At 38.9% G+C, this 25,936-nt stretch carries 25 protein-coding genes; 12 read left to right on the top strand and 13 right to left on the bottom strand.

The window, feature by feature from the left end; translation table 11 throughout:
• Nucleotides 1-81: 81 nt before the first annotated feature.
• The 5 genes from mscL to EJ994_RS05155 all read right to left on the bottom strand — a co-directional run bounded on the left by mscL (nt 82) and on the right by EJ994_RS05155 (nt 6,910).
• The gene (mscL, locus tag EJ994_RS05135; protein WP_126591514.1) at nt 82-516 is read right to left on the bottom strand and encodes a large-conductance mechanosensitive channel protein MscL; all 435 of its coding nucleotides are present in this window, start codon (nt 514-516) and stop codon (nt 82-84) included.
• 4 nt (nt 517-520) lie between these two features.
• Nucleotides 521-3,202, bottom strand: a complete 2,682-nt coding sequence (locus EJ994_RS05140) for a DNA gyrase/topoisomerase IV subunit A (RefSeq protein WP_126591515.1) — start codon at nt 3,200-3,202, stop codon at nt 521-523.
• Nucleotides 3,203-3,233: 31 nt separating this feature from the next.
• A complete protein-coding gene (locus EJ994_RS05145; RefSeq protein WP_126591516.1) occupies nt 3,234-5,090 on the bottom strand; it encodes a DNA topoisomerase IV subunit B in 1,857 nt (618 codons plus the stop codon).
• Nucleotides 5,091-5,294: 204 nt separating this feature from the next.
• Entirely contained in the window at nt 5,295-6,389 is a 1,095-nt protein-coding gene (ychF, locus tag EJ994_RS05150; RefSeq protein WP_126591517.1) for a redox-regulated ATPase YchF, read from the bottom strand.
• Nucleotides 6,390-6,556: 167 nt separating this feature from the next.
• The gene (locus EJ994_RS05155; protein ID WP_126591518.1) at nt 6,557-6,910 is read right to left on the bottom strand and encodes a 4Fe-4S dicluster domain-containing protein; all 354 of its coding nucleotides are present in this window, start codon (nt 6,908-6,910) and stop codon (nt 6,557-6,559) included.
• 92 nt (nt 6,911-7,002) lie between these two features.
• Between EJ994_RS05155 and EJ994_RS05160 the strand changes: the two genes are divergently transcribed.
• The 9 genes from EJ994_RS05160 to EJ994_RS05200 all read left to right on the top strand — a co-directional run bounded on the left by EJ994_RS05160 (nt 7,003) and on the right by EJ994_RS05200 (nt 15,148).
• Nucleotides 7,003-8,067, top strand: a complete 1,065-nt coding sequence (locus EJ994_RS05160; RefSeq protein WP_126591519.1) for an acyl-CoA reductase — start codon at nt 7,003-7,005, stop codon at nt 8,065-8,067.
• Between the two features lie 70 nt (nt 8,068-8,137).
• Entirely contained in the window at nt 8,138-9,202 is a 1,065-nt protein-coding gene (gene serC / locus EJ994_RS05165) for a 3-phosphoserine/phosphohydroxythreonine transaminase (RefSeq protein ID WP_126591520.1), read from the top strand.
• A gap of 2 nt (nt 9,203-9,204) precedes the next feature.
• Entirely contained in the window at nt 9,205-10,155 is a 951-nt protein-coding gene (locus tag EJ994_RS05170; RefSeq protein WP_126591521.1) for a D-2-hydroxyacid dehydrogenase, read from the top strand.
• A gap of 64 nt (nt 10,156-10,219) precedes the next feature.
• Complete coding sequence (locus tag EJ994_RS05175; protein ID WP_126591522.1) at nt 10,220-10,852, top strand: DUF937 domain-containing protein; 633 nt, start codon at nt 10,220-10,222, stop codon at nt 10,850-10,852.
• An 84-nt stretch (nt 10,853-10,936) separates the two neighbouring features.
• Nucleotides 10,937-11,389, top strand: coding sequence for a DUF6146 family protein (locus EJ994_RS05180; protein WP_126591523.1), 453 nt, complete (start codon nt 10,937-10,939; stop codon nt 11,387-11,389).
• 28 nt (nt 11,390-11,417) lie between these two features.
• Nucleotides 11,418-11,744, top strand: coding sequence for a DUF6787 family protein (locus EJ994_RS05185; protein WP_126591524.1), 327 nt, complete (start codon nt 11,418-11,420; stop codon nt 11,742-11,744).
• Nucleotides 11,745-11,789: 45 nt separating this feature from the next.
• Entirely contained in the window at nt 11,790-12,095 is a 306-nt protein-coding gene (locus EJ994_RS05190) for a hypothetical protein (RefSeq protein ID WP_126591525.1), read from the top strand.
• Nucleotides 12,096-12,158: 63 nt separating this feature from the next.
• On the top strand, nt 12,159-14,555 hold the full coding sequence (locus EJ994_RS05195) for a TonB-dependent receptor (protein WP_126591526.1): 2,397 nt from the start codon (nt 12,159-12,161) through the stop codon (nt 14,553-14,555).
• Between the two features lie 17 nt (nt 14,556-14,572).
• Nucleotides 14,573-15,148 (top strand): type 1 periplasmic binding fold superfamily protein, encoded by a 576-nt coding sequence (locus EJ994_RS05200; protein ID WP_241240857.1) that lies wholly within the window; start codon nt 14,573-14,575, stop codon nt 15,146-15,148.
• A gap of 6 nt (nt 15,149-15,154) precedes the next feature.
• Here EJ994_RS05200 and EJ994_RS05205 read toward each other — a convergent pair whose 3' ends face one another.
• From EJ994_RS05205 to folE, 5 genes are all read right to left on the bottom strand, one after another.
• The gene (locus tag EJ994_RS05205; protein ID WP_126591527.1) at nt 15,155-16,039 is read right to left on the bottom strand and encodes a sterol desaturase family protein; all 885 of its coding nucleotides are present in this window, start codon (nt 16,037-16,039) and stop codon (nt 15,155-15,157) included.
• A gap of 3 nt (nt 16,040-16,042) precedes the next feature.
• Nucleotides 16,043-16,513 (bottom strand): monoheme cytochrome C, encoded by a 471-nt coding sequence (locus tag EJ994_RS05210; RefSeq protein WP_126591528.1) that lies wholly within the window; start codon nt 16,511-16,513, stop codon nt 16,043-16,045.
• Entirely contained in the window at nt 16,514-17,734 is a 1,221-nt protein-coding gene (locus EJ994_RS05215) for a sulfite oxidase (RefSeq protein ID WP_126591529.1), read from the bottom strand.
• 54 nt (nt 17,735-17,788) lie between these two features.
• A complete protein-coding gene (locus EJ994_RS05220) occupies nt 17,789-18,088 on the bottom strand; it encodes a hypothetical protein (RefSeq protein ID WP_126591530.1) in 300 nt (99 codons plus the stop codon).
• A 95-nt stretch (nt 18,089-18,183) separates the two neighbouring features.
• Nucleotides 18,184-18,783, bottom strand: a complete 600-nt coding sequence (gene folE, locus EJ994_RS05225; RefSeq protein WP_126591531.1) for a GTP cyclohydrolase I FolE — start codon at nt 18,781-18,783, stop codon at nt 18,184-18,186.
• 242 nt (nt 18,784-19,025) lie between these two features.
• On the opposite strand from folE, the gene EJ994_RS05230 reads away from it, so the two are divergent.
• Genes EJ994_RS05230 through EJ994_RS05240 form a run of 3 tightly spaced genes read left to right on the top strand, consistent with a single transcriptional unit; the run spans nt 19,026 to nt 21,038 of the window.
• Nucleotides 19,026-19,706, top strand: coding sequence for an ABC transporter ATP-binding protein (locus tag EJ994_RS05230; RefSeq protein ID WP_126591532.1), 681 nt, complete (start codon nt 19,026-19,028; stop codon nt 19,704-19,706).
• A 13-nt stretch (nt 19,707-19,719) separates the two neighbouring features.
• Nucleotides 19,720-20,277, top strand: a complete 558-nt coding sequence (locus EJ994_RS05235) for a CPBP family intramembrane glutamic endopeptidase (RefSeq protein WP_126591533.1) — start codon at nt 19,720-19,722, stop codon at nt 20,275-20,277.
• Complete coding sequence (locus EJ994_RS05240) at nt 20,274-21,038, top strand: TIGR02757 family protein (RefSeq protein WP_126591534.1); 765 nt, start codon at nt 20,274-20,276, stop codon at nt 21,036-21,038. The genes EJ994_RS05235 and EJ994_RS05240 overlap by 4 nt, the downstream gene beginning before the upstream one ends.
• Here EJ994_RS05240 and EJ994_RS05245 read toward each other — a convergent pair.
• From EJ994_RS05245 to EJ994_RS05260, 3 genes are all read right to left on the bottom strand, one after another.
• Nucleotides 21,035-22,837 (bottom strand): cytochrome-c peroxidase, encoded by a 1,803-nt coding sequence (locus tag EJ994_RS05245; RefSeq protein WP_126591535.1) that lies wholly within the window; start codon nt 22,835-22,837, stop codon nt 21,035-21,037. The genes EJ994_RS05240 and EJ994_RS05245 overlap by 4 nt on opposite strands.
• A gap of 77 nt (nt 22,838-22,914) precedes the next feature.
• On the bottom strand, nt 22,915-24,498 hold the full coding sequence (locus EJ994_RS05250) for a hypothetical protein (protein WP_206507177.1): 1,584 nt from the start codon (nt 24,496-24,498) through the stop codon (nt 22,915-22,917).
• Nucleotides 24,499-24,703: 205 nt separating this feature from the next.
• Nucleotides 24,704-25,840, bottom strand: a complete 1,137-nt coding sequence (locus EJ994_RS05260; protein WP_126591536.1) for a Gfo/Idh/MocA family protein — start codon at nt 25,838-25,840, stop codon at nt 24,704-24,706.
• Nucleotides 25,841-25,936: the final 96 nt, after the last annotated feature.

Genomic DNA, 25,936 nt, shown 5'->3' on the forward strand with positions numbered 1-25,936 from the left:
GGTATTAATGCCACTACAATGTAACTTGTTTAACCTTTAAAGCCATATGAAACCGCATACAACGGCTATTGTTAAACAGGCTCATAGGTCTTTTCTATTTTGTAAAATTTGGTTCTGCTCCTTCATTAGCTTCTCCAGATTAGATAAAAGCTGAATCTGTTTAGGGGTTTCAACTTCTTTATTCTCAGGATCTTCTGCCTTGTTCTTGAATTTGTTGATGAATTTAAGCACAATGAAAATGGTAAAAGCGATAATAGAAAAATCAATAAGCACCTCCAAAAATTCACCATAGCCTATTGCCACCTCTTCAACACCTTCCGATGCAACCCTTAAAACCCATTTTTTGTTGATTAGATTAACATCGTCCGTCAACAAAGACAGGGGTGGCATGACCACTTTTTTCACCAAGGTGTTGACTACATTATTGAATGCAGTACCTATGATAATACCGATAGCCATATCTATCATATTACCTTTGACCGCAAAATTCTTAAAGTCCTGAAAAAGCTTTTTCATAGTATTAAAATAAGGTAATTTGACCTTCATCGCCATCATTACCTTTATCGGGAGAGTCCTTTTTCTTAGTAGTGTCCGGTTCTCCTTTGGTGTCCACCGATACGTCTTCCTCACCTACGACTTCCATATCTGCGGGCTTATCTAACTTCACCTCTTCAAAGGGCAGTGGTTCTAACGAATTAATATGCTTTACTTTTTCTGTAATCAATTGATTTCCAAGTGCTTTTATACCTTTAACTGAAATAAAACTTTCTACTTCTATTTGAAGGCTTTCCTTTGCTTCTTTACCTCTAGGTTTTGGGAATTCTATTTCAATTACTGGCCTCCAGTCCGTTGAGATTAATTCTAAATAGGACTTAGGATGGTCAGAGATGAAGAGTTCTTCTTTATGCTCGTTCTCTACAAGGAAACGCTTTACATAGTAGCGTTCCTTTTCTCCTTCCCAATAAATGGCCGATAAGGGCTTTGTAGGATTCCATTTCTCCAAAACGATCATATCGTCATCAAAGCGAGAGGTTAAGATGGGGGCAATCGTTTTGACGATTCCCTTCTGCGTAACGATCAGCAAAAGGTCATCACCCCTGAACTCCCCAATTAATTCTCCCCTACCATCAACGTTTAGACGCCTCACCACGTCATCGAACCATATTTTCCTAGGCTTTAAGGTGGATACGCCTTTCTCCTTGAGTTCAATTCGTTTTACAGTGTACTTTGTTACGATATTCCCTTTGGAACCTCTTCCTTTAATTAGAACGTCCGCAAAATCAATATCCCATTTTAGTTTTTTAATGCTTCCGGCCTGTCTTAAATTTACTGTAACCACTTCCGCTTCTCCATTGGGGTTTGCGGAGAAATAAAGTACTTGAGAATTAGGACTTCCAGCCGTTAAGTCGTAAGGCTTATCCCTAGTCACAGAGGTAACGTTAAAACGTTTTATATAGGTAGCTCCGCCTTTGCCGTCTTTGTAAATCAAATTGTAAGTAGTTCGCTTGTCTTTTTTCTTAAAAACGGCAACATGGATAATATTCTTGCCAATGAACGTTTTAGCATCAACTTTGGTAATCTGCATTTTACCGTCTTTGGTAAAAACGATAATATCATCAATATCACTGCAATCCGTTACGTATTCGTCCCTCCTTAGCGAGGTACCTACAAAACCTTCCTCCCTATTCACATATAGTTTGGTGTTTCTAATAACCACTTTAGTAGCTTCGATATCATCAAAAACACGAATCTCTGATTTACGCTCGCGCCCTTTACCGTAGGTAGCCTTAAGATTCTTAAAATAATCTATGGCAAAATCAATAAGATGGGCCAAATGGTGCTTTACCTGCGCTATTTTCTCTTCCAAAGAGTCTAATTGTTGTTGCGCCTTATCCAAATCAAATTTGGAAATCCTTTTGATACGTATCTCCGTTAATCGTACAATGTCCTCCTCGGTAACGGCTCTTCTCAAATGCTTTGTATGAGGTTTAAGACCTTTATCAATAGCTTTTATGACGCCTTCCCAAGTCTCTTCTTCCTCTATGTCCCGGTAAATTCTGTTTTCTATGAAAATACGTTCCAATGACGCAAAATGCCATTGCTCCTCAAGTTCTGAGAGCTGAAGCTCCAACTCCTGTTTCAATAATTCTACGGTAGCATCGGTAGAGCGCTTTAACATCTCAGTTACACCAATAAATAGGGGCTTATTATCTTCAATAATACAACCTAATGGCGATATGGACGATTCGCAAGCTGTAAAAGCATAAAGAGCATCTATGGTTTTATCGGGAGAAATTCCAGAAGGAAGATGTACTAAAATCTCAACATCGGCCGCGGTATTATCCTCTATCTTTTTTACTTTAATTTTTCCCTTGTCGTTGGCTTTTAAAATTGAATCTATTAAAGAAGAAGTATTAGTTCCATAAGGTATCTCGTTGATAACTAGCGTGTTCTTATCCTGTTGAGAAATTTTTGCACGCACCCTAATCTTACCTCCCCTTAGTCCGTCGTTATAATTGGTTACATCTATAATTCCAGATGTTGGAAAGTCCGGAACTATGGTAAAACGCTGTCCCTTTAAATGTTTAACGGACGCATCGATGAGCTCAATAAAATTATGGGGGAGAATTTTTGTAGAAAGTCCGACGGCTATCCCCTCCGCTCCCTGTGCCAACAAAAGCGGAAACTTTACGGGAAGGTTTACCGGTTCCTTTTTTCTACCATCGTAGGATTGTTGCCATTCAGTAATTTTAGGACTGAACACTACTTCTAGGGCAAACTTGGATAAACGTGCTTCTATATATCTGGAGGCAGCAGCCCTATCCCCTGTTAAAATATTACCCCAGTTTCCTTGCGTGTCTATCAAAAGGTCTTTTTGACCTATTTGTACCATAGCGTCCGCTATACTGGCATCGCCGTGTGGGTGATACTGCATGGTGTGCCCTACAACATTGGCCACTTTATTGTAACGCCCATCGTCCAATTCTTTTAAAGAGTGCATGATTCTGCGCTGCACGGGTTTAAAACCATCTTCAATTGCAGGCACGGCACGCTCTAGGATTACGTAGGACGCGTAATCCAAAAACCAATCCTTGTACATCCCGGTAACCCTGGTAAGCGCTTCGGTAGTTTCTTCTCCAGATGTCCCTTCGGATGAGGTATTATCTAACTGTTCCTCGTTCAGTTCTTCATTTTCTTCCATTCAGAAGGAATCGTATTTATTCTATTTGTAATTATTTTTCTTCGATTAAATCCACCTCAACTTTTAGGTTCTCAATGATAAACTCTTGTCTATCGGGAGTATTCTTACCCATGTAAAAACTCAATAGTTCTTCTATGGACATGGCCTTGTCCAACATTACCGGCTCTAATCTAATATCATCCCCTATAAAATGTTTGAATTCGTCCGGAGATATTTCTCCCAATCCTTTAAAACGTGTAATTTCCGGCTTTCCGGACAGTTTGTTAATCGCATTTTGGCGCTCTTCATCGCTGTAGCAATAAATGGTTTCCTTTTTGTTTCTAACCCTAAAAAGAGGTGTTTGCAAAATGTACAAGTGATTCTCTTTTATCAACTCGGGAAAAAATTGCAAAAAGAAGGTTATCAACAACAATCGAATATGCATTCCATCTACATCGGCATCCGTAGCGATAACGATATTGTTGTAACGTAGGTCTTCCATGGACTCTTCAATATTCAAGGCTGCTTGAAGAAGGTTGAATTCCTCGTTCTCGTAGACTATTTTTTTAGACATCCCATAGGAATTCAAAGGCTTGCCCCTTAGACTGAAAACAGCTTGGGTATTCACATCTCTGGATTTGGTAATGGAACCAGAGGCGGAATCACCCTCCGTTATAAACAAAGTACTATCCAGGCGATTATCTTTCTTCATATCGCCCAAATGCACACGGCAATCCCTTAATTTCTTATTATGGAGATTGGCTTTTTTTGCGCGGTCCTTAGCAAGCTTACGAATACCCGATAGTTCCTTGCGTTCCTTTTCCGCCATGATAATCTTGCGCTGCAATTTATCTGCCGTCTCTGGATTCTTATGAAGGTAATTATCTAGGTATTTCCCGATAAAATCATTGATATAACTGCGCACGGTAGGAAAATCCCCTCCCATCTCGGTGGAGCCTAATTTGGTTTTTGTCTGACTCTCAAAAACGGGTTCCGTGACTTTTATGGCTATGGCCGAAATGATGCTCTTTCGTATATCGGAGGCATCATAAGATTTGCCATAATAATCTCTAATGGTCTTTACGATTGCCTCCCTAAAAGCGGCTTGGTGCGTACCACCCTGGGTGGTGTGTTGTCCGTTAACAAAGGAGTGGTACTCCTCGCTATATTGGGTCTTACTATGTGTAATGGCTACTTCAATGTCATCACCTTTTAAATGGATAACGGGATACAACATATCCTCAACATTGTTATTGTCCTCTAAAAGGTCTTTCAATCCATTTTCAGAATGGAATTTTTCGCCGTTGAAAATAATCGTTAACCCGGGATTAAGGTAAACGTAATTTTTGAGCATTCGCTCAACGTATTCATTACGGTACTTGTAGTTCTTGAAAATAGTTTCATCCGGGATAAAAGTAACCTTGGTACCTTTTCGTTTAGAACTGTCCATGGGTCCTTCTTCATGCTCTAGATTACCACAACTGAACTGAGCAGTTTTAACTTGATTGTCACGCGAGGACTGTACTTCAAAAAAACTGGATAGGGCATTGACCGCTTTTGTACCGACTCCGTTTAATCCTACTGATTTCTTAAAGGCCCTACTATCGTACTTTCCACCGGTATTCATTTTAGAAACAACGTCCACCACTTTCCCTAGTGGAATACCACGACCATAATCGCGCACTTTTACCGTCTTATCCTTTATGACGATTTCAATGGTCTTTCCCGAACCCATCACAAATTCATCGATACAGTTGTCGATAACTTCCTTTAAGAGAATATAGATACCGTCATCTGCGGAAGAACCGTCACCTAGTTTTCCTATATACATCCCTGGACGAAGACGAATGTGTTCTTTCCAGTCTAGCGAACGTATATTATCTTCTGTATACTTGGTGTTTTGGGACATTTAACTAAAAATTATGAAAGTGTTGCTAAAGATAGCACGACTATCAAAAAGATAAAACCCCTCTTTGGTAAAGTAATTAACAATGGAATCAACGATTTTGTTGATATCAATTATGCGTACTTAGTTCCATAAACTGCAGTACCTACAGGTATTTTTGTTCAAAGCTTCGTAAAAAACATAGGAATCGGGCAAAAGCTTACATCCTTATACGTTGAACCTAAAGTGCATTACATCACCATCCTTAACGACATACTCTTTGCCTTCGACACGCATTTTACCAGCTTCTTTAACCTTGGCCTCGCTACCAAAGGTCACATAATCCTCATAAGCGATGACTTCCGCTCGGATAAAACCTTTTTCAAAGTCCGTATGTATAACCCCAGCGGCTTGTGGAGCAGTAGCTCCAACAGGAATTGTCCAAGCACGTACTTCTTTTTCGCCGGCGGTAAAATAGGTTTCCAAGTTTAATAATTTATAAGCACCACGAATCAGTTTTGCGGAACCGGGCTCCACCAAGCCTAAATCTTCTAGGAACATCTGGCGTTCCTCATAAGTTTCCAATTCGGTAATATCGGCCTCAGTCCCTACCGCTAGCACTACCACCTCCGCATTTTCATTCTTTACAGCTTCCTTGACCTTATTAACGTAAGCATTCCCATTCACCGCGGCATCTTCATCCACATTACAAACGTACATCACAGGTTTGTCCGTAATAAATTGTAACGGCGTCACATAATCTAATCTGTCTTCTTTATTTATGGTCACCGCTCTGACAGAAGTACCCGCTTCTAAACCTGACTTGATGGCCAATAGTACTGCCTCTTCTTTCTGTGCTTCCTTGTTTCCGGTCTTAGCAGCTCTTTTTACTTTGTCCAATTTTTTATCTACCGTCTCCAAGTCTTTTAGCTGCAGCTCCATATCAATGGTCTCCTTATCCCTTATTGGGTTAACATTACCATCAACATGAACAATATTATCATTATCAAAACAACGTAGTACATGTAAAATAGCGTCCGTTTCCCGAATATTCCCAAGAAACTGATTCCCGAGTCCCTCGCCCTTACTTGCTCCCTTGACCAGTCCTGCAATATCAACTATTTCAACCGTTGCAGGAATCACTTTTTCAGGGTTTACCAATTCCTCTAACTTTTCTAACCTTGTATCCGGCACATTCACAACACCTATATTCGGTTCAATGGTACAGAATGGAAAATTTGCACTTTGTGCTTTTGCATTGGACAAACAGTTGAAGAGCGTTGACTTCCCTACGTTTGGCAATCCTACGATACCTGCTTTCATATCAGAGCTTATTTTAGCGTGCAAATATAGTTTTTACTTCAAGAAATAACACCTTATCAAGTTCAATTGATGGGATAAATTTTTATAAAAAGGTTTTGGAATCTATTAAAAAGTAAAAGCTCGATGATAAACATCGAGCTAGAAAATTTTTACTTTATATCTTACTATTATCCATCTGGATGCATAAAAGCCTGTTTCCCTAACAGGACCTCTTCCGTTTCTACATTATCCTCGTCCGGCACACAACAGTCTACTGGGCAAACAGCGGCGCATTGCGGTTCTTCATGGAAGCCCATGCATTCCGTACACTTATCCGGCGCAATATAATATACTTCATCACTTATCGGTTCTTGGACCACATCGGCGTTTACGGCCTTTCCGTTTGGCAGTACCACGTCTCCTTCTAAAGAAGTACCATCACTGTATCTCCATTCATCAGCACCTTCATAGATTGCCGTGTTAGGACATTCTGGTTCACATGCCCCACAATTGATACATTCGTCTGTTATTATAATAGCCATGATTTTCTTTTTCTTATGAAATATCCAAAAAAGTTCTGGACATGCTTATTTTTGCACAAAGGTAATTCCTAATACTTCCTTTTACAAATATAATGACCAAGTCCAACCCCAACGTAGAAGCTTTTGTTAAACTTGGAGAATTTCTCCGCTTATTTTGTGATTTTACATCTAACGGGCAGGTAGCTGAAACCACGCATAGCAAATGGATTAACAAATTCAACGAAGTTGCCGATAGCGTTCGCCATCATAACGGCTGGTTTACCAGAGAGAACGTACTTTTCGCTTTTAAGCAGTGGGGTATAATCTTGACCCGAGAAAATTTAGAGACATGGTTAGCTTCTTACGATTTAAGAAAGAATAAAACCAAACAGGTTGCACTGATTATGGCCGGTAATATTCCCTTGGTCGGTTTTCACGATTTGCTTTCCGTATTGATTACCGGAAACAAAGCAATTATAAAACTATCCAGTAATGACACCTTGCTTATTCCGCTTATAGCAAAATACTTAATTGATATAGAAACTTCTTTTAAAGATAGCATCACCTTTACTGAGGGGCGCTTGACCGACTTTGATGCGGTGATAGCAACAGGAAGCAATAATACAGCTCGATATTTTGAATATTACTTTGGTAAAAAACCGAATATCATTAGAAAGAATAGAAATTCTGTAGCTGTGCTAAACGGGAATGAAACAAATGCTCAGTTGGAGGCACTTGGTGAGGATATTTTCAGGTATTATGGTTTAGGATGTAGAAGTGTTTCTAAACTGTTTGTACCCAAGGACTATGATTTTGATAAATTCTTTAAGGCGATGTTCAGATACAGGGACATTGTAAACCAAACCAAGTATGCCAATAACTACGATTATAACAAGGCCGTTTACTTAATGAGCGAATTTAAAATTCTGGATAACGGATTTTTACTTCTGAAGGAAGATAAAAGTCACGCCTCACCCATTGCCTCGGTTTTTTATGAAACTTATGATTCGAAGGCCACTGTCAAAGAACGACTTCAGAAGGATGCGGAAGCTATTCAGTGCGTAGTCGCTTCCGGGTTCACAACAGCGGAAATTCCGTTTGGAAAAACACAAAGCCCCTCACTGTCCGACTATGCGGATGGAATAGACACTGTTGAATTCCTGTTAAAAACATCCTAGAAAATTTTTGAATACATCACCGTTCTTATCTTCAAATTCCTGACCTTTAACATCTTAAATTATAATTACAATGAAGAAGCATAATTTTAGTGCCGGACCCTGTATTTTACCAAAAGAAGTGCTGCTCAAAGCATCAGAAGCAGTAATGGATTTCAACGGTTCCGGACTTTCATTAATAGAAATATCACATCGTAGTAAGGATTTTGTCGCCGTAATGGAGAAAGCCAGAGCTTTGGCCTTAGAATTGCTAGGCCTGGAGGGAACGGGTTATAAAGCTTTATTCTTACATGGTGGGGCAAGTATGGAATTTCTCATGGTGGCCTACAATCTTTTAGAGAAAAAAGCTGGTTATTTGAATACGGGAACTTGGAGTGACAAAGCCATAAAGGAAGCGAAATTGTTCGGTGAAATTATTGAGGTTGGGTCATCAAAAGATGAGAATTTCAATTATATCCCAAAGGGATATACCGTTCCTGACGGGCTAGATTATCTACATCTAACCTCTAATAACACTATTTTCGGCACACAGATAAAGAAGTTTCCAAAGACGGATGCACCGCTAGTCTGTGATATGAGTTCGGATATTTTTTCTAGAACACTAGACTTTTCACAGTTCGATTTAATTTACGCTGGGGCCCAAAAGAATATGGGTCCGGCCGGTACAACTTTAGTTGTTATCAAAGAGGACGTTTTAGGTAAAGTTAGCCGAAAAATACCATCAATGTTAGATTATCAAGTTCACATTGGTAAGGATAGCATGTTCAATACGCCAGCGGTTTTTCCCGTTTATACTTCTATGCTTACTTTAGAATGGCTGAAAAATATAGGAGGTATTTCTGCAATTGAAGAAATCAATGAAAAGAAGGCACAACTCCTCTATTCGGAAATTGATTTAAATCCTGTTTTCGAAGGTTATGCCAGTAAGGCCGACCGCTCTTTAATGAATGCCACTTTCAACATCACCGACGAAGCTTTAAAAGAGACCTTTGACAACATGCTTTACGAAGCGGGTATCAATGGTTTAAATGGTCATCGCTCAGTGGGTGGTTACAGAGCAAGTATGTATAACGCTCTGTCCTTAGATAGCGTAGGTGTTTTGGTAGATGTAATGAGTGAAATGGAACGTAAGGGATAGTCATGAGGATTCTAGCAAACGACGGAATATCGCAGTCAGGAATAACAGCTTTAGAAAAAGAAGGTTTTGAGGTTTTCACCACCAATGTGGCTAAGGAGCAGCTGTCCAACTTTATCAACGAAAAAAAGGTAACTGGTCTTTTGGTGAGAAGCGCCACAGAAGTAAGAAAAGACCTTATAGACGCTTGCAAGGGTTTAAAACTAATTGGTCGTGGAGGCGTAGGTATGGATAATATTGATGTGACTTACGCAAAGAGCAAAGGGATTCACGTTATCAATACTCCGGCAGCGTCATCTTCATCCGTTGCGGAACTGGTCTTTGCGCATTTATACGGTGGAGTGCGGTTTCTATACGATGCAAACCGAAACATGCCGCTAGATGGAGACACCAAGTTTAAACAACTTAAAAAATCTTACGGAAAAGGTAGGGAGCTAAGAGGCAGCACTCTTGGTATCATAGGATTTGGCAGAATTGGTCAAGCCACAGCGAAAATTGCGCTTGGCGCGGGAATGAAGGTGATTTATCACGATCCTTACCTCGAAGAATGCAAGTTGCAGTTATCGTTCTTTGATGACCAAAAAATTGACTTCCAACTAAAAAGTACGAATAAGGAATCGTTACTTCAAAATTCAGATTTCATTACGACTCATGTTCCTGCTCAAAAAGACTATGTCATAGGGGCCAAGGAATTTGAAATGATGAAGGACGGTGTTGGAATAATAAATGCGGCAAGAGGTGGGGTTATTGATGAAGTCGCCCTAATCGATGCTATAGAAAATAAGAAAGTATCCTTTGCCGGTCTAGATGTCTTTGAATCAGAGCCTAGTCCGGAAATACGTATTTTAATGCATCCTAGTATTTCGCTTACACCGCACATTGGTGCCGCTACAGGAGAGGCGCAGGATAGGATAGGATTGGAGTTAGCAGCACAAATAACCAAATTGTTAAAATAGCTGTTTAACGTTTTCAAAGTCTTTTTTTGTACATTACGCACTAAACATTAAATTAACTAATAAAATGTCAGGATTACTAGATTTACTAAACAGCCCAATGGGCAAACAATTAATAAGCGGAGTTGCTGGTCAGACACAACAGCCAGAAAATAAGACAGCAGATGTATTGAGCATGGCAATGCCCTTACTTTTAGGAGCTATGAAAAAGAACGTTTCCTCTCCGGATGGAGCTGCGGGGTTAATGAGTGCCTTATCCGGAAAACATGACGGTAGCATTCTAAATGACTTGGGAAGTCTTTTTGGAGGTGGTGTTGATGATTCCGTATTGCAGGACGGTGCAGGAATACTAGGTCACGTTTTCGGAAACAAACAGCCACAAGTAGAAAATGCGCTTAGCCAGAAATCTGGTTTGGACGCAGGTTCAGTAGCCCAAATATTGAAAATAGCCGCTCCAATTGTAATGGGCTTCTTAGGAAAGCAAACGGCTCAAAGCAACGTTAGCGACTCAAACGGAATGAACGCCCTGTTGGGTAGTATGCTTGGTGGTCAACCTCAAGAAAACCAAAGCCTAATTACTACTTTGTTAGATGCGGATGGAGATGGAAGTATTCTGGACGACGTAGCAGGTATGGTTATGGGAAGTAATAAGAAAAAAGGGGGGCTAGGTGGTCTTCTTGGTGGATTATTCGGTAAATAAAATTCTTAACTTATTTTAACAGAGGCCATTTGCAATAGCAAATGGCTTTTTTTGTATCTTAAGGGGATGAAAAAGAAAATAACAATGAGAAAAATCTTCACAGTTCTAACGATTTTTACAGGTCTTCTTTTAGTATCCAATTGCGGAAGCTCTAAAGAATCCCTAACCATCTCAGAAGAAGAAAAAAAAGCTTTTGCGGCTGTCGAGGGCGATACCGTTAAAATTTCCAATGAAGAAACGGAATATGAGATTATTATCATCGACCCAGGTTTCTATACATGGTTAAACTCCATTGCTAGACCAGAAGGCTACTATTCCAAAACCTTCTTAGAGAATCGAAATCAGTTATTAGTGCTAAATTGGAATCAAAGAGCGATGACACCGAATAATTACGACCCAAACCTATATTTAATGCAAATAGATTATAAACCCGGCATAGACTATGGTTACGAGGTTAATTATAAATTATACAATTACTTTATTTTTTTTCAAAGGAAATATAACCAGCGTTTAGGACCTTTTGTTCCTCGCATTTAAGAAGTACCTTTACCTGCTTTAGAAAGCCATGGAAAAATTAAAGGAACGCTGGGGAATTACAAGTAATTTTCAGCTGATTATTATATTTATCGTTTTTGCTATTACAGGTTCTTCCTCTGTTTATGTCGCAAAGCCGTTCCTTTCTTTTATTGGAATGGATAAAGGTAACTTCGCACAAGAATGGTGGGGTCAAACCTTGTATTGGATTTTGCGCATTTTACTCATATTCCCCTTTTATCAACTATTACTTGTGATATATGGTTGGTTATTTGGTCAGTTTAAATTCTTTTGGGCTTTTGAAAAGAAAATGTTGGGCAGAATGGGGCTGAATTTTCTACTGAAGGATAAGAGTTAAGTTTTCTTTAACAAAAATATCTGTCGCTTTCTTTATTTTCGCAATGTGGAAAAGAAATTTATTTCAAATAGTATAGCATTCCTATTGTTTGCTTTGATGGTACTTAAAGTATCGTCTTTCCACGTCTATACCCATGAAGATACTACTCAAGACTCCGTTGAGAACTGCGCTATCTGCGATTTGGCTATTGAGAATCCGGATATAGATTTTATTGTACCTGTACCACTAGCAAGTACTACCACAGTACCTTTATGTGCTTTTAATGAACAACCGGTCATTAAAGACATAACTATTTCTTCTTTCTTCTTACGCAATAGCTTCTTTGGTAGACCACCCCCGCAAGTAGGGTAATCTGCACGAACAAGTTATGGTCAATGCGTCTTCATTGACTTATTTAAGCGTAATTACTTTTTAATGAAATATAGTATACTTCTATTTATTGCCTTTGCATTTGGTAATACCCTAATGGCTCAAGAATGTAGCTCCATTTTAATAGGGGAGATTGTCGATTTTCATGACAATAGTCCCTTGTCCGGTGCTACTGTGACCATTACGGGCACCTCCAAACAACTCATTTCCTCGGCCGAAGGCAAATTCACCTTTAAAGATGTCTGCAATGGTGTTATAGAACTAGAGGTATCACACCCGGATTGTAAGTCACAATTTAAAACTGTTAGAATCAAGGGTGATACCTATGAAAAAATCAGATTGGAACATCATTTAGAGGAGTTGGATGAGGTTAAGGTTACCGGCACTGCGGACAATGTTACGACATCTGCTCAAGAAGACAGACTACGCTTAGAAGATGTAGAAAAGTTCAGTGGGGCTAGTTTGGGTGATGCCTTAAAGACAATGACCGGCGTTTCCTCGTTAAATACGGGAGCAAACATTGTAAAACCTGTGATACAAGGCCTTAACGGAAGTAGAATACTTATACTGAACAATAATGTTCGTATGCAAGATATGGAATGGGGGGAAGAACACGCGCCAAATGTGGATATCAATGCCAATCAGAACATTAGTATAATTAAAGGTGCTGCAGCATTGGAATACGGCGGAGATGCTATTGGTGGTGTTATTATTATGAATCCTTTGGCGGTAATCCGAAGTGATTCACTCTATGGGAAAACCCAGATGAACCTCTTTTCCAATGGTCGTGGCGGCAACTTAACTTCTACTTTGGTAAAATCTTATAAATCCGGGTTATACATAAAAGGACAAGGTTCCTACAAAAGGTTAGGTGACTTGGAGGCGCCCGACTACTTATTGTCCAATACGGGTATTCAAGAAAAAGGTATTGCTTTTACGATAGGTAAACGTGACTTCGTTCAGGGATGGGAAGCCTACTACTCACTATTTGATTCCGATATAGGAATTTTAAGAGCCTCACATATTGGTAACGTAGATGACCTAATAGAAGCAATTAATAGCGAAGAGCCAAGTATTATCAATAACTTTAGTTATGACATCATTAGACCCAATCAAGAAGTAACCCATCATCTTGGAAAACTAAACTATTATAGACGTTTCGAGGGTTTAGGAAAATGGTCCGTACAGTATGATTTTCAAAGAAACCGCAGATTGGAATATGATGTGCGTGTTGGTGATGATGCCAACAAAGCATCAATAGATTTAAGGCTTACGACGCATTCGTTATCTACTGACATAAAAATTGACTCCAACAAAGATGTAGACCTCAAAATTGGGCTTTTAGGCAGGTATCAATCTAATTTTGCCAATCCGGCGACCGGTGTTAGAAGACTCATACCTGATTATGACAAATATGATTTTGGTATTTTTTCTATTGCTGAATATGAAATTAATCCTCAAATCACGTTCGATGCAGGTTTACGATATGACTTTACTCGCATAAATGCTAAGAAGTTCTACAGGACATCTCGCTGGGAAGAACGTGGTTATGATGTTGATTTTGATGATTTGGTGATAGATGATTTAGGCACCCAATTATTGACCAATCCAATTTTTGATTATCACAATGTGTCAGCTACAGGAGGATTAAAATATAATTTTAGAAGTAATGATCTTGTTCGTTTAAACTACTCCTTTTCACAAAGAGCACCAAACCCATCAGAATTGTTCAGCGATGGCCTCCACCACTCTGCAGCTCGGATAGAACTCGGGGATTTAAGGATTAAAAGTGAATCCGCTTCTAAAATATCGGTATCTCTTGAAAAGACAGGAAATAACTGGGGTTATACTATTGCGCCATTCCTTAACAGTATAAACGATTTTATAATTTTGGAACCAACAGAAGTAGAGTTTACCATACGAGGTGCCTTCCCAGTGTGGTCATACCGCCAAACCAATGCCCAACTTCTAGGAATAGATGCCGCTATATATAGTAAATGGTCTTCCGCAATTAGAACGGACCATAAATTTTCGTGGGTTCGCGGAACGGATAGGGAAACCGATATTCCATTGATCAATATTCCCGCCGCTAACTTAAGTAACGTTATAAGTTATATCAATTCTAAGTTGAAGAACCTGAACATCTCTTTGGAAAGTCAGTATGTTTTTGAGCAACAAAGGTTCCCACCGAATATTCAAGTTTTTTCACCACAGCAACAACAAGAGGTAGCGCTGAACATTAATACGCCACCAGAAGCTTACCACTTACTGGCCTTGGATATAGAAACATCATTTACCATAACCAATGATAACGATTTTAAAATAGGCTTAAGAGCCACTAATTTATTAAACACAAATTACCGAGACTATTTAAATCGCCAACGCTATTTCGTTGATGATTTAGGTAGGAATATAAGTTTACGTCTAATCTATAATTATTAATTTAAATTAAATCCTTTATGAAAACAATTGCTAATTTAAACATGAATTTCAATGCAAAAACAGTGCTTGCACTTTTGACAGTAGGACTACTTACATTCTCCTGCTCCAATGACGACGACGACCCGGAAGCAGTGGACGAGGAAGAAGTTATTACCACCATGAACATAACACTCACAGCGGCAAGTGGAAACATTACCTTACAATCACAAGATTTAGATGGTGACGGTCCTAACGCTCCTATAATTGATATATCAGGTAATTTGGCTGCCAACACTGTATATGCTGGAAGCATAGAACTGTTGAACGAGACGGAAACTCCCGCTGAAGATGTAACCTTAGAAGTTGCTGAAGAAGATGATGAACACCAGTTTTTCTTTGCTACAACAGGTGGCTTAACTAGTGCTGATTATGCCGACGAAGATGGTGACGGAAATCCCTTGGGAATTTTGTTCACTTTAACTACCGGAGACGCTGGGAACGGTACTTTACAGGTAACCTTACGTCATGAGCCGAAAAAACCAAATGATGGTACCCTTTCCGATGCAGGAGGAGAGACCGATATTGCACAAACATTCAATGTAGTAGTAGAATAATTAGAATTATAAATCCTTCGGTTTTGATTTTCCAAAACCGAAGGTTATTTGTTTCCAAAAGCTAGTGGGAATTTCTTCGTCCCCTTCAAAGCCTAAAAGAACTTGTCCACTCTCTTCAGGGATGTAGTTTGTTTTAAAGATATAGTCCCAAAGACTAAGGCTAATACCAAAATTAACTCCAAATTTACCCTCAGGTAATTTATAAGCATGATGATATAAATGCATCACGGGATTATTTAATAGATATTTAAAAGGACCCCACGATAATTTGATATTGGAATGATTAAGGTGGCCAATGGCAATGGCTATAAAATGTACAATGTAAGCCTGTTCAGGCTCAAAACCTCCCAGAAGCATTACAGCGATAGTTTTCAAGGGCTTATAAAAAATATTCTCCATCCAATGATAGCGCAAATGTGCTGCAAAACCCATTTCCTTTACACTATGGTGAATTTTATGAAATTGCCATAAGAAAGGATATTTATGAAGCAAAATGTGGGTAAACCACTGCACGAAATCCAAGAGCACAAAGAACGTAGCCAGTTGAAGCCATCCTGGCATATCTGATAGGTTTATAACCGCGATACTGTCCATTTTAATTTTATAACTACGGAAAACTAGTTCGAGTACTTTATAAACACCACTTATAGCTATACTAAAGAGAAAAAAATTAAAGAACATATAAAAACCATCTAGCCAAAAGTCCTTTCGAAAGATAGACTGGTTTTTTCTCCATGGGAATAGTATTTCTAAACCCCATACCAAAAGTGAAATCAATATTAGGCCCCAGAAATAATTGATGTACCAGGGTACTTCAAAGATAATGGACTTCCATGTCCAATGAAGACTTCCTTTTACCGCAGAAATAAACGCTTCTAAAAATTGTTGCATCCCCTACTCTTCTAAATTATACCAATCAATGGCAGTGAGTGCTTGTCGCCGACCTTTTTTCAGAACAGGATAATTTGTAGTCAGGTAATTTATTATAATCTCCTCATTATCTCCTAATTCCCATAACCCTTGTTCTTTTTGCATCCATCTTATAGTTGCTTCCCACTGGGCCCTACCCATTCTGTTCTGTGTAACTAATTGAGCTGAATGGCATGTAGTACAATTATTAACAACGGTCATTAACCCTTCTGCCTCCAACAAACCTGTTCTTACGTGAATACCGTCTACTATAGCGTTTGGATTTTCAGCTTTAAGTACCTCCTCCCCTCCTGAAATGTTATCCGGAGCCTTATCCATAAATTCTGTTGGATGTTCTACATAAAAAAAATATAGAACACCAACAGATAATATAAGAGGTAAAGCAATCACCAATCCGTAACTATTTCTATTGGTTTTTTTATTTCTATCGCCCATTTATACAACCTTTACCGCTATTCTATGACAAGCATTATTTAAATAACCTTTAGGGTTCCATCCCGGAAGTATCATAGGTTGCTTTTTTCCAGCAGTATCGGTTGCCCTTGCCCAAACCTCATAATATCCCGTCTTAGGAAATGAAACCCTAGCTTCAAAATGTTGCCACGCCAAACGATTTATTGGTTTTTTTAATTGTGCGGTTTTCCATGAGTTTCCGAAATCAATGGAGTATTCCAATTTAGAAACTTCCAACTCGCCGGCCCATGCATGTCCCTTAATGGTTAAATTACTATCCCCTTTGATTATCGCTCCTGTCTTTGGATGGGTAATGAGGGATTTAACCGGCATAGATTCTATAATACACATGTTTTCATCCGCAACTTTCTCACCGGGAGCTACCGTTTCACAAGGAACCCGATAAGAGCTACCGCCCATTTTTTCACCATCATGCACTTTATTGCGCACACTAATTCCCGTTAACCATTTTCCCGAAACAGAAGCTGGCCAACCACCCGCTACTAATCGTAATGGAAAACCATGGGCCAAAGGAATATCTTTGCCGTTCATCTCATAAGCTAGAAGCGTCTCTTCTTGTATTGCCTTGGCTATTGGCACTCCTCTAGAAATGGGCTTTTTATTAGGGTTACGGCTTAAGTGAATATCCGCTCCATGGTAACCGATATAAACGGCATTGTCTGTTATTCCAACGTCATCCAACACATCTTTTAACCTCACACCAGTCCACTTTGCGCAAGAAACAGCACCAATTGTCCATTGATTTCCCTTGGCCGGTGGATTAAATTCGCTACGGCCATTTCCTCCACATTCTAGTGTAAGTTGGTAAGTGTAGGGTTTAAATTTGGTCTTTAGGTCATGGAGCGAATACACTTTGGAATTTTTTACCGATTCTCCATCAATCTTTAGGCTCCACTTAGTACTATCAATGTGCTCAGGAATTAAGCCATTATTTCTAATGAACATGTGTTTATTAGGCGTAACGGCGTCATTCAATAAATGTGCTTGGGCTTCCATATTCCATGGTTTATCATTTAAAACCACCATTTCCGGATGCTTATGAAATAATTTAAAGGGGTCTGTATCTTGTAGTGCGATTGGCAGATATCCTTCGGGCATCAACTCCTTATAAACAATATCTACTCCAAGCAACGCAGAGAATGCGCCTATACTTGATTTTCTAATAAAATTTCTTCTTTCCAAGGCGTAAAAGATATGTCTTAAAGTTACACTTTTTAGCGAATTTCATGGCGGTTTCTAAACCTCTATAGTCCTACCCTTCTTGCTGCCTTTGAAAATGTATGTATACAGCCACATTATAGTAAAAGTAGGGATAACATCAAGTCCTGGAATTATCTCTTCTATAAAGGTAATGATTCCAGCAGCCTGACCAATTTTACCCTTATACATACGGGTCATTAACCAGCCGGACAAAGGGGCCCAAAGAATATCCGAGAAATCACCTAGAAAAGGCACGGCGAACGAGAGCATTCCAATTCCATCAAAAAGTAGGCCCAGGAATAAATTTTTATATTTTTTATCTTTTGTTTTAGACATGTGCAAATATTAATGTTCTGTTGTTATAGTACAACAAAGATGCCAAAAACAAATATAAAGCTTATAACAAAGGGGCTATCAGCAGTAGTATAAGATTACGATAAATTAGAACTGATCAATTTCAAAAATTCGTTTCTCGTCTCTATTTTCTCAAATTGACCTCTAAATCCAGAAGTTGTCGTAACAGAATTCTGTTTTTGCACACCGCGCATCATCATGCACATATGAGATGCCTCAATTACTACGGCCACACCCTTGGGCTTTAGCGTATTGTTGATACACTCCAGAATATCATGCGTTAGCCTTTCCTGTACCTGAAGTCTTCTCGCAAAAACATCAACAATTCTAGGTATTTTACTCAACCCGACAATATGTCCGTTAGGAATGTAGGCTACGTGGGCTTTACCAAAGAATGGTAACATATGGTGTTCACATAAAGAATAGAGTTCTATATCCTTTATGATAACCATGTCATCATAATCCTCCTTGAACATGGCGCCTTTTAATATTTCTTCGGCATTTTGCTTGTATCCTTGCGTTAAGAAAAGCATTGCTTTTGCAGCACGTTCAGGAGTCTTGACAAGACCTTCTCGAGAAACATCTTCTCCAATTTCATCGATGATGGATGAGAATCTATTTTTAACCTCATCCGTGATTTCTAAGTTGTATTCTTCTAAATTTCTATAAGGAGACATTTATTTTGTTTAAATTTTTCAATTAATCTTTAAACAAATTTAAAGATTTAATTATTCAAGCACTACATTTCAGCCAAAATAATACGTTAAAATTTCAACGACCCGAAAACAATAGATAAAAAGTGTGGGCATTTAATTTCCATATATTATTTTCTTCAAGAGATTAAATTGAAATATGGTCGGCTTCTCATATTTTGCCATGTCCACACCATTCGCTAATTTCACTCTTTAGACAAATTTAAATGATAAAAGCAACAAACCTTCATAAATACTATGGAGATTTAGAAGTACTTAAAGGTGTTGATTTACACATTACAAAAGGTGAGATAGTTTCCATCGTTGGTGCTTCAGGAGCAGGAAAGACAACCCTTTTACAGATTCTTGGCACATTGGATGTGCAATCTAACAGGAAAGACAGCAGTTTGTTGATAAATGATACGGAGACCAGCTCCTTAAACGACAAGGAGTTGGCCCGGTTTAGGAACGAACACATAGGCTTTATTTTTCAGTTTCATCAACTACTTCCAGAATTTACGGCCATAGAGAACGTTTGTTTGCCTGCATTTATCAAAAAAACTTCAAAGCCTGATGCTGAAAAGCGCGCTAAAGAACTCTTGGATTTCTTAGGCCTCAAAGACCGTTATCTTCATAAACCAGCCGAATTATCGGGGGGCGAGCAACAGCGGGTTGCCGTAGCAAGAGCTCTGATAAATAATCCTTCAATAATTTTCGCCGATGAGCCAAGCGGTAATCTAGACTCTGAGAGTGCGGATAAGCTTCACAATCTATTTTTTGAACTACGGGAAAAATTTGGACAAACCTTCGTTATTGTTACGCATAATGAAGACCTGGCCGAAATGGCCGATAGGAAGCTTACCATGGTCGATGGTAAAATTGTAAATAAAGCCGTGATAGCTTCTTAATTATGTGATATCTATGCTACAAGAGCTTTGGAGTTATATTAAGAATCCAAATTATACCGAAGACGCCAATCAAGATTTCAGTTATCGATTTCGTACGCTAGTAGTTTTGACCGCGCTTTCCATTATGGCGAGTATAGTGCTTGGGTTAACGATTGCTGCCTTCCAAGGACTGTTTCAATTAGATCTAGGCAAACACGCCATAGATGACCTTGTTGAAAATTATCCACCTGTGTATCTCTTTTTGGGAGCAGTAGTGCTGGCTCCTGTCTTGGAGGAACTTCTATTCAGGGGACCTATGATTTTCTTTAAACGTAAATCTTATTTTCCGATCATCTATTATGCCCTAACCCTCATATTTGGTTTTTACCATATTACTAATTTTGAAATAACCACTACCATAATTCTCATGTCTCCCCTACTCGTCTCCCCCCAATTATTCGTAGGCAGTGCTTTAGGTTTTATTAGAGTCCGTTTTGGACTTCTTTGGGCTATTGGTCTTCATGCGCTTTATAACCTTTTATTGGTTGGTCCTATACTTTTGTTAAAGGTTTTAAATATACCCTTGGAATGACCAAAGCAGCATTGAAGGAATTTTTGGACGAAAAAGTAATGGCCTATAATAATCCAAAGTTCCTAGAATCGGACCCCATACAAATACCCCACGGATTTCACCGCAAGGAAGATGTTGAAATCAGTGCGTTTCTAACCGCCACCATAGCTTGGGGCAACCGCAAAAGTATTATCAACAACAGCCGAAAATTAATGCGCCTTATGGATGAAAGTCCGTTTGAGTTCGTCATGCACCATACCGAGGATGACTTACACCACTTGCAGGATTTCGTTCATCGTACCTTTAACGGACTAGATTTAGCTTTTTTTGTAAATAGTCTGCAACATATTTACAAAAATCATGACGGTCTGGAAGGCATCTTTACAAAATATCAAGAGAAGGATTCGCTCCAGCCTACGATATCTAAATTTAAAGAAATATTTTTTGAGCTTCCGCATCAGACTCGTACAACAAAACACGTTTCCGATCCTCTAAAAGGTTCCGCTGCAAAACGCATTAATATGTTTCTCCGATGGATGGTGAGAGATGCCAACACCGATGTCGATTTCGGATTATGGAAGCACATACCCGCTTCAAAACTTTCATGTCCGCTCGATGTTCATTCCGGGAACGTGGCCCGAAAATTAAAATTATTAAAGCGAAAACAGAACGATGCTAAAGCTTTGGCAGAGCTTGATGCAAATTTGAGGAAGTTAGACCCGCTTGATCCTGTAAAATATGATTTTGCCCTATTTGGATTAGGGGTTTTTGAAAAGTTTTAATACTTGTCCACATTTACGTCTGTAAGTGTTTTTACGAAAGCTACCAAAGCCATTTGTTCTTTCTTGGTTAAGTTTAACTCATCAAAAGGAAGCGTTTGTCTTTCTAGTTCAAAACCCATTCCTGCTCCTCCACCCTTATTATAAAAATCCATGACTTCCTCCAAGGTTGCATATACACCATTATGCATATAGGGCGCTGTTACTTCGACATTACGTACCGTAGGTGTCTTGAACATTCCACGGTGCAACTCTTCCTCGAATCTCCAAAAGAAACCCAAATCGTCATCCAGTTCTCTGTTGCTATTGGTTTTAGGCACACCTATGACCTCTTTTTCCGTTTCGGTGTAGAATGGAGGTACCGTTCCGTTGGTCAAGGGCATAAAATGGCATGTTGCACATAAAGCTTTCCCCATAAAAAGATTCATTCCTAGTTTTTCTTCACTAGTAAAGGTGTTTTCTTCTCCCCTTATATTCTTATCAAATTTAGAGTTAAAACCATTTAAGGTCCCCACATAGGCAGAGATCGCATTAATAACATGAGTGTTCTTTAAGTGCACATCTCCAAAAACATTTTTAAACATTTTTTCATAAAGGGTATCTTGTAATATCTTATCAGAAAACTGATGTACCGTAGCGTTAAATTCCTTTTTATTAGTAAATACAGCAGAAATTTGATCGTTTAAAGTTGGCGAGCGTCCGTCCCAAAAGAAATTTTTCTGATAAATAGAATTTATTAATGTTGGGGTATTACGTTCTAACGGTTTTTGAGCGTTATCCAAATTTACTGTTAGCCCATCTGCATAAGCTTTTTCTGGGTTATGACAGGTTGCACAGGCCATTTTACCATTAGCAGCCAGTTTCTTATCCATAAAAAGTCTCTTCCCCAATACTATTTTTTCAGGTGTCGGGTGTCTTTCTATAGGCGGTGTAAAATAAGTTTTATTAAAGGAGTTGTTTTCAAAAAAAGTGGTCGCTTCAAAATTGAAAGGTTTATTATCTACATTCTCCCATTCACCGCTTTTATTCCTAATCGCTGTCCAGTCCCTAGTAATAGGGTTAAAATAATCCCTTATGAAGACAAATCTGTCAAAAGAATCAAAATCTTCATTTCTTTTAATATAGTTAATAGCTTTGTTGATATTTCCTATGAAAGACGAATCTAAACTTTCTGATTTGTCCTTTATTATTTGAGCCAATGTTAGTTCATAGCATTTTTTCAGATTTTCTAAGGAAATAGAGGTTTCCGAAATACCCAAATGACTAACTGGCGTATCAAAACCCGATATACTGTGACTAACAATCCTTAATAACTGCTGATGCACAGCTATAAAAAATCGCTGGGAAGTCAAAGGCCTATTAGCAATTGTTTGTATTAAATTTTTCAATAGCCCTTTTGTCATACGAACTTCTACCTTAAACTGCTCTTTTGAAAGAGCCCCATCATAGATGCTTTCTTCAATCTTTTGAAGACCAAAGGGCTTCATAATTTTACCCGTATCCTCCTTGTATACTGGAAGTGCAGGTCCATTGGCTCTATGCCCTACTTCTGGATTTAGATATGAGGCATATGGTTCTGCCTTTTTAAATTCCTGTCTTGCTAAAATAAAAATTCGCTTTGCTTCGCTATTAGAAGGATTTAATGTGGATAATGTATCCATATAAAGAGCACAATTAGTCGCCGCCTGTAAGTAAAGGTTTTGTACTTTTTCCCATTTTGGGCGTGGTATTCCTTTTTTCTTTTGACATGAACTACCTAAAAAAAGAATCAAGATAAAAATGAGGTTATAGTTGAGTTTCATTAGTTATGATTGAAAAGTTAAATTAAAAGAGCCTCCATTTTACAATGGAGACCCTCTTTTAAATACGTAATCTAAAATTAACGGGGCAAACCTTTAAGAATAACAATTTGGCCCCCTTGGTCATCCTCTCTTGCACCTGCTGCAATAGCTTCTGCATTGGTTTCCATATCATGACCATCCAAGCCTTTAAAATCATCACTCTCCCAATAGTGCGGTTGTAAGTTTAAAAGGAAGGTTCCTGGTTCTCCCACCTTATCGGATATGTCTACGAGTGCCCCAAACTCTCCGCTAAAACCAGTACTCCCGGTCGGGTCTAAATCTTGCCTAACTATCATCTCCAATACTACTCTGGAATTATTTCCGTTTAAATCCGTTTGATAAATGTATGCCGCATGACCTCTATCAAAAGAATTAGGGTCTTCTTGTAGATAGATAAAATTTTCAGTGACCGTAATATTGTCAGGGCTTTGTAATTCAGCAAGATTACCATCTGCGTTATTGGTGTCGGTATTCCCGCTAATTATCTGGGTTAATTTCCCGGTTAATGGGGAATCTTCGTCCAATTCTAATTTGTAGGCCGTACCCCAGTCGTTGTAGGTTCCTCTTCCTGGGCCTCTACCCGTTACCGCAAAGAATATATTTCTACCCAATGCATCAGACCCTTTCTGATAATCTACATCTTCAACCCTCATAAAAGCAGAAGCAAAAACACCAACACAAGCATCTTCCATTTCAGATTTGGTTAACGCTGCACCGTCTACAATTTCCACAAACTCCACGTCATATGTGACCTGAAAATCCAAATTAGATTCGTTATAAATGGTATTCGCCTGAACATCTTTAAGGCCGCCTGCACCATCGGAAACCTGCTTTAACCTAAGTACATATATTTTTCCTCCATCTAAGTCTGCATCTCCATTTTCCGAATAGTATAATGTTACTTGACCTTCAGAACCACTAGAATCATCGTCCCCGCCTATTATAACCGTCTTACCGGCATAAGCGTCTTTGGGTAGCGGCACCGCATTTTCCCAAGCAAATTCTCCTAGGGCGTCCAAACCAAAATCAGCGGTCGGCGTTGGTGTAACTATATATGGATCTATTCCTTTTACGTCATAATTAAAACTTTCTGAAGCGGAAAGAAACAAATCTGTAGCACCACCGTGAATTTCTGCCTCCCACATGGTTGCTGAACACTGTCTCGCAAAATCAGCTACTCCAGAATTTAGTAACCAATCTCCTTCCAATGGATTTAAATTTGCATCTAGTTTAATACGAGCAACACCATAGTCATCTTCGGCATTTACAACATATAAATACCCATCACTATTTGGGTCTCTTAAAAACCCGGCACCATCCTGGGCTCCTACTAATTGGAATCCATTGGACAATGTATCTCTGGTGCTAATTAAGGAGTACGCCTTAACAAAATTGAATTGCGGTTGAATGGCTACCAGAGGCTCTAAGGCAGATTTGTTTTCGAACATTCCAGGCATAATAGTGAGGTCCTCACCATCTTTTCCGTCCTCACCGTCGATTCCATCAACACCATCAACGCCGTCAATACCATCAATACCATCTTCCGGGTTACAACTCCATAAAGAAATACCAATGAATGACCAGAACATTGCCCTGATCAATAATTTTTTTGATTTTTTCATTTTAGTAATAGTTTTAAGGTTATAAATTTTCCTCAAAATTATCACGACGACCTTAGGTTAAGGTATACTGAAAATTAGCATTATATTTTTTTAGTTTTAAGAAACCGTTAGCATGTAAAGTAATCGTAAGGTGATCATAAAGCCCAAATAAACTTAATGTTAAGCGCTCCCCAAACCCCATTTTCTAGGGACCTTAGAAACCTTTTCAACTAACAATACCCATTCTACCAAGATTCAAGGGTTGCTTTTTCCCGCCTTCGGCAATGGATTTATAAATGGCCTCTACTATAATCATGTCCCGTTTACCCATTTCGCCTGGGGCTACATTTACTGTATCTTTTAGAATATGTTTGGAAAAATCATCCATTTGTAAAGCCTGTTGTCTTTTATGTGGAAACTTAATTTCATTTCCCTTGGATGTTCTTCCGCTTATAGGTCCATAACTATGTGCTGGTTCAAGTTCAAACCAACCCCTATCTCCATGAACTTTTAAGCGATTACCATTGGCATTATGAGAAGTCATCATATGCGCAACGGCACCATTAGCAAACTCAAATTGCGCTGTTATGGTCTCGTCCGTATCCTTAAAATAATCCGGTCTTGTACTAAATTCCTGAGCGCTCACGGATATGGGGTTTTGTCCGGCACCATAAATAGAAGTCTGTATGGAGTATACGCCCATATTCACTAAAGCACCTCCTCCTGACAAGGAACGATTTAAGCGCCATTGCTCCGGATTTCCTCTTGAAATATAAGCCGCATCAGAAGATACAAAAGTAACTTCGCCAAAGGTTTTTTCTTTCACATACTTCTTCACTTCATTGGTATACGGGTCGGATTGCATGCGATAACCAACGCTTAATTTAACATTGGCTTCCTTACATGCCGCAATAATTGCATCGCATTCGGCAACGCTAACTGCCATGGGTTTTTCGCATATCACGTGTTTACCTGCCTTTGCTGCCCTAATACAGAAATCTGCATGCATGCTATTGGGTAGTACCACATAAACAATGTCTATATCAGGATTATCGGCAATGGTGTCAAAATTTTCATAATTATAGATATTGGTATCCCTTATATCGTATTTCTGCTTCCAAATAGTCTCTTTCTCTTTAGTCCCTGTGACTATTCCCGCTAAATAACAATGATCAGTAACCTGTAATGAGGGTGCAAGTTGCCCGGTACTATAACTACCCAAGCCTACTAAAGCGACCCCTAATTTGGTTTTGTTCTGAGTATTTGTATTTGCACAGGCCAGCGCGGTACCACCAAGTAGAGCAGCACTTGTGAGTCCCCTACCTAAGGTAATGGAAAAATCACGTCTCGAAAGTTTGTCCATAAGTTGTATCCTATATTATTCTTAAATATACTAAGAAACGAGCTGTTATTAAATTGATTAGAAGAATAGAATTCTTTTCATTAAAAATGTATATTT

The sequence above is a fragment of the Maribacter sp. MJ134 genome, assembly GCF_003970695.1.
Taxonomy (GTDB): domain Bacteria; phylum Bacteroidota; class Bacteroidia; order Flavobacteriales; family Flavobacteriaceae; genus Maribacter.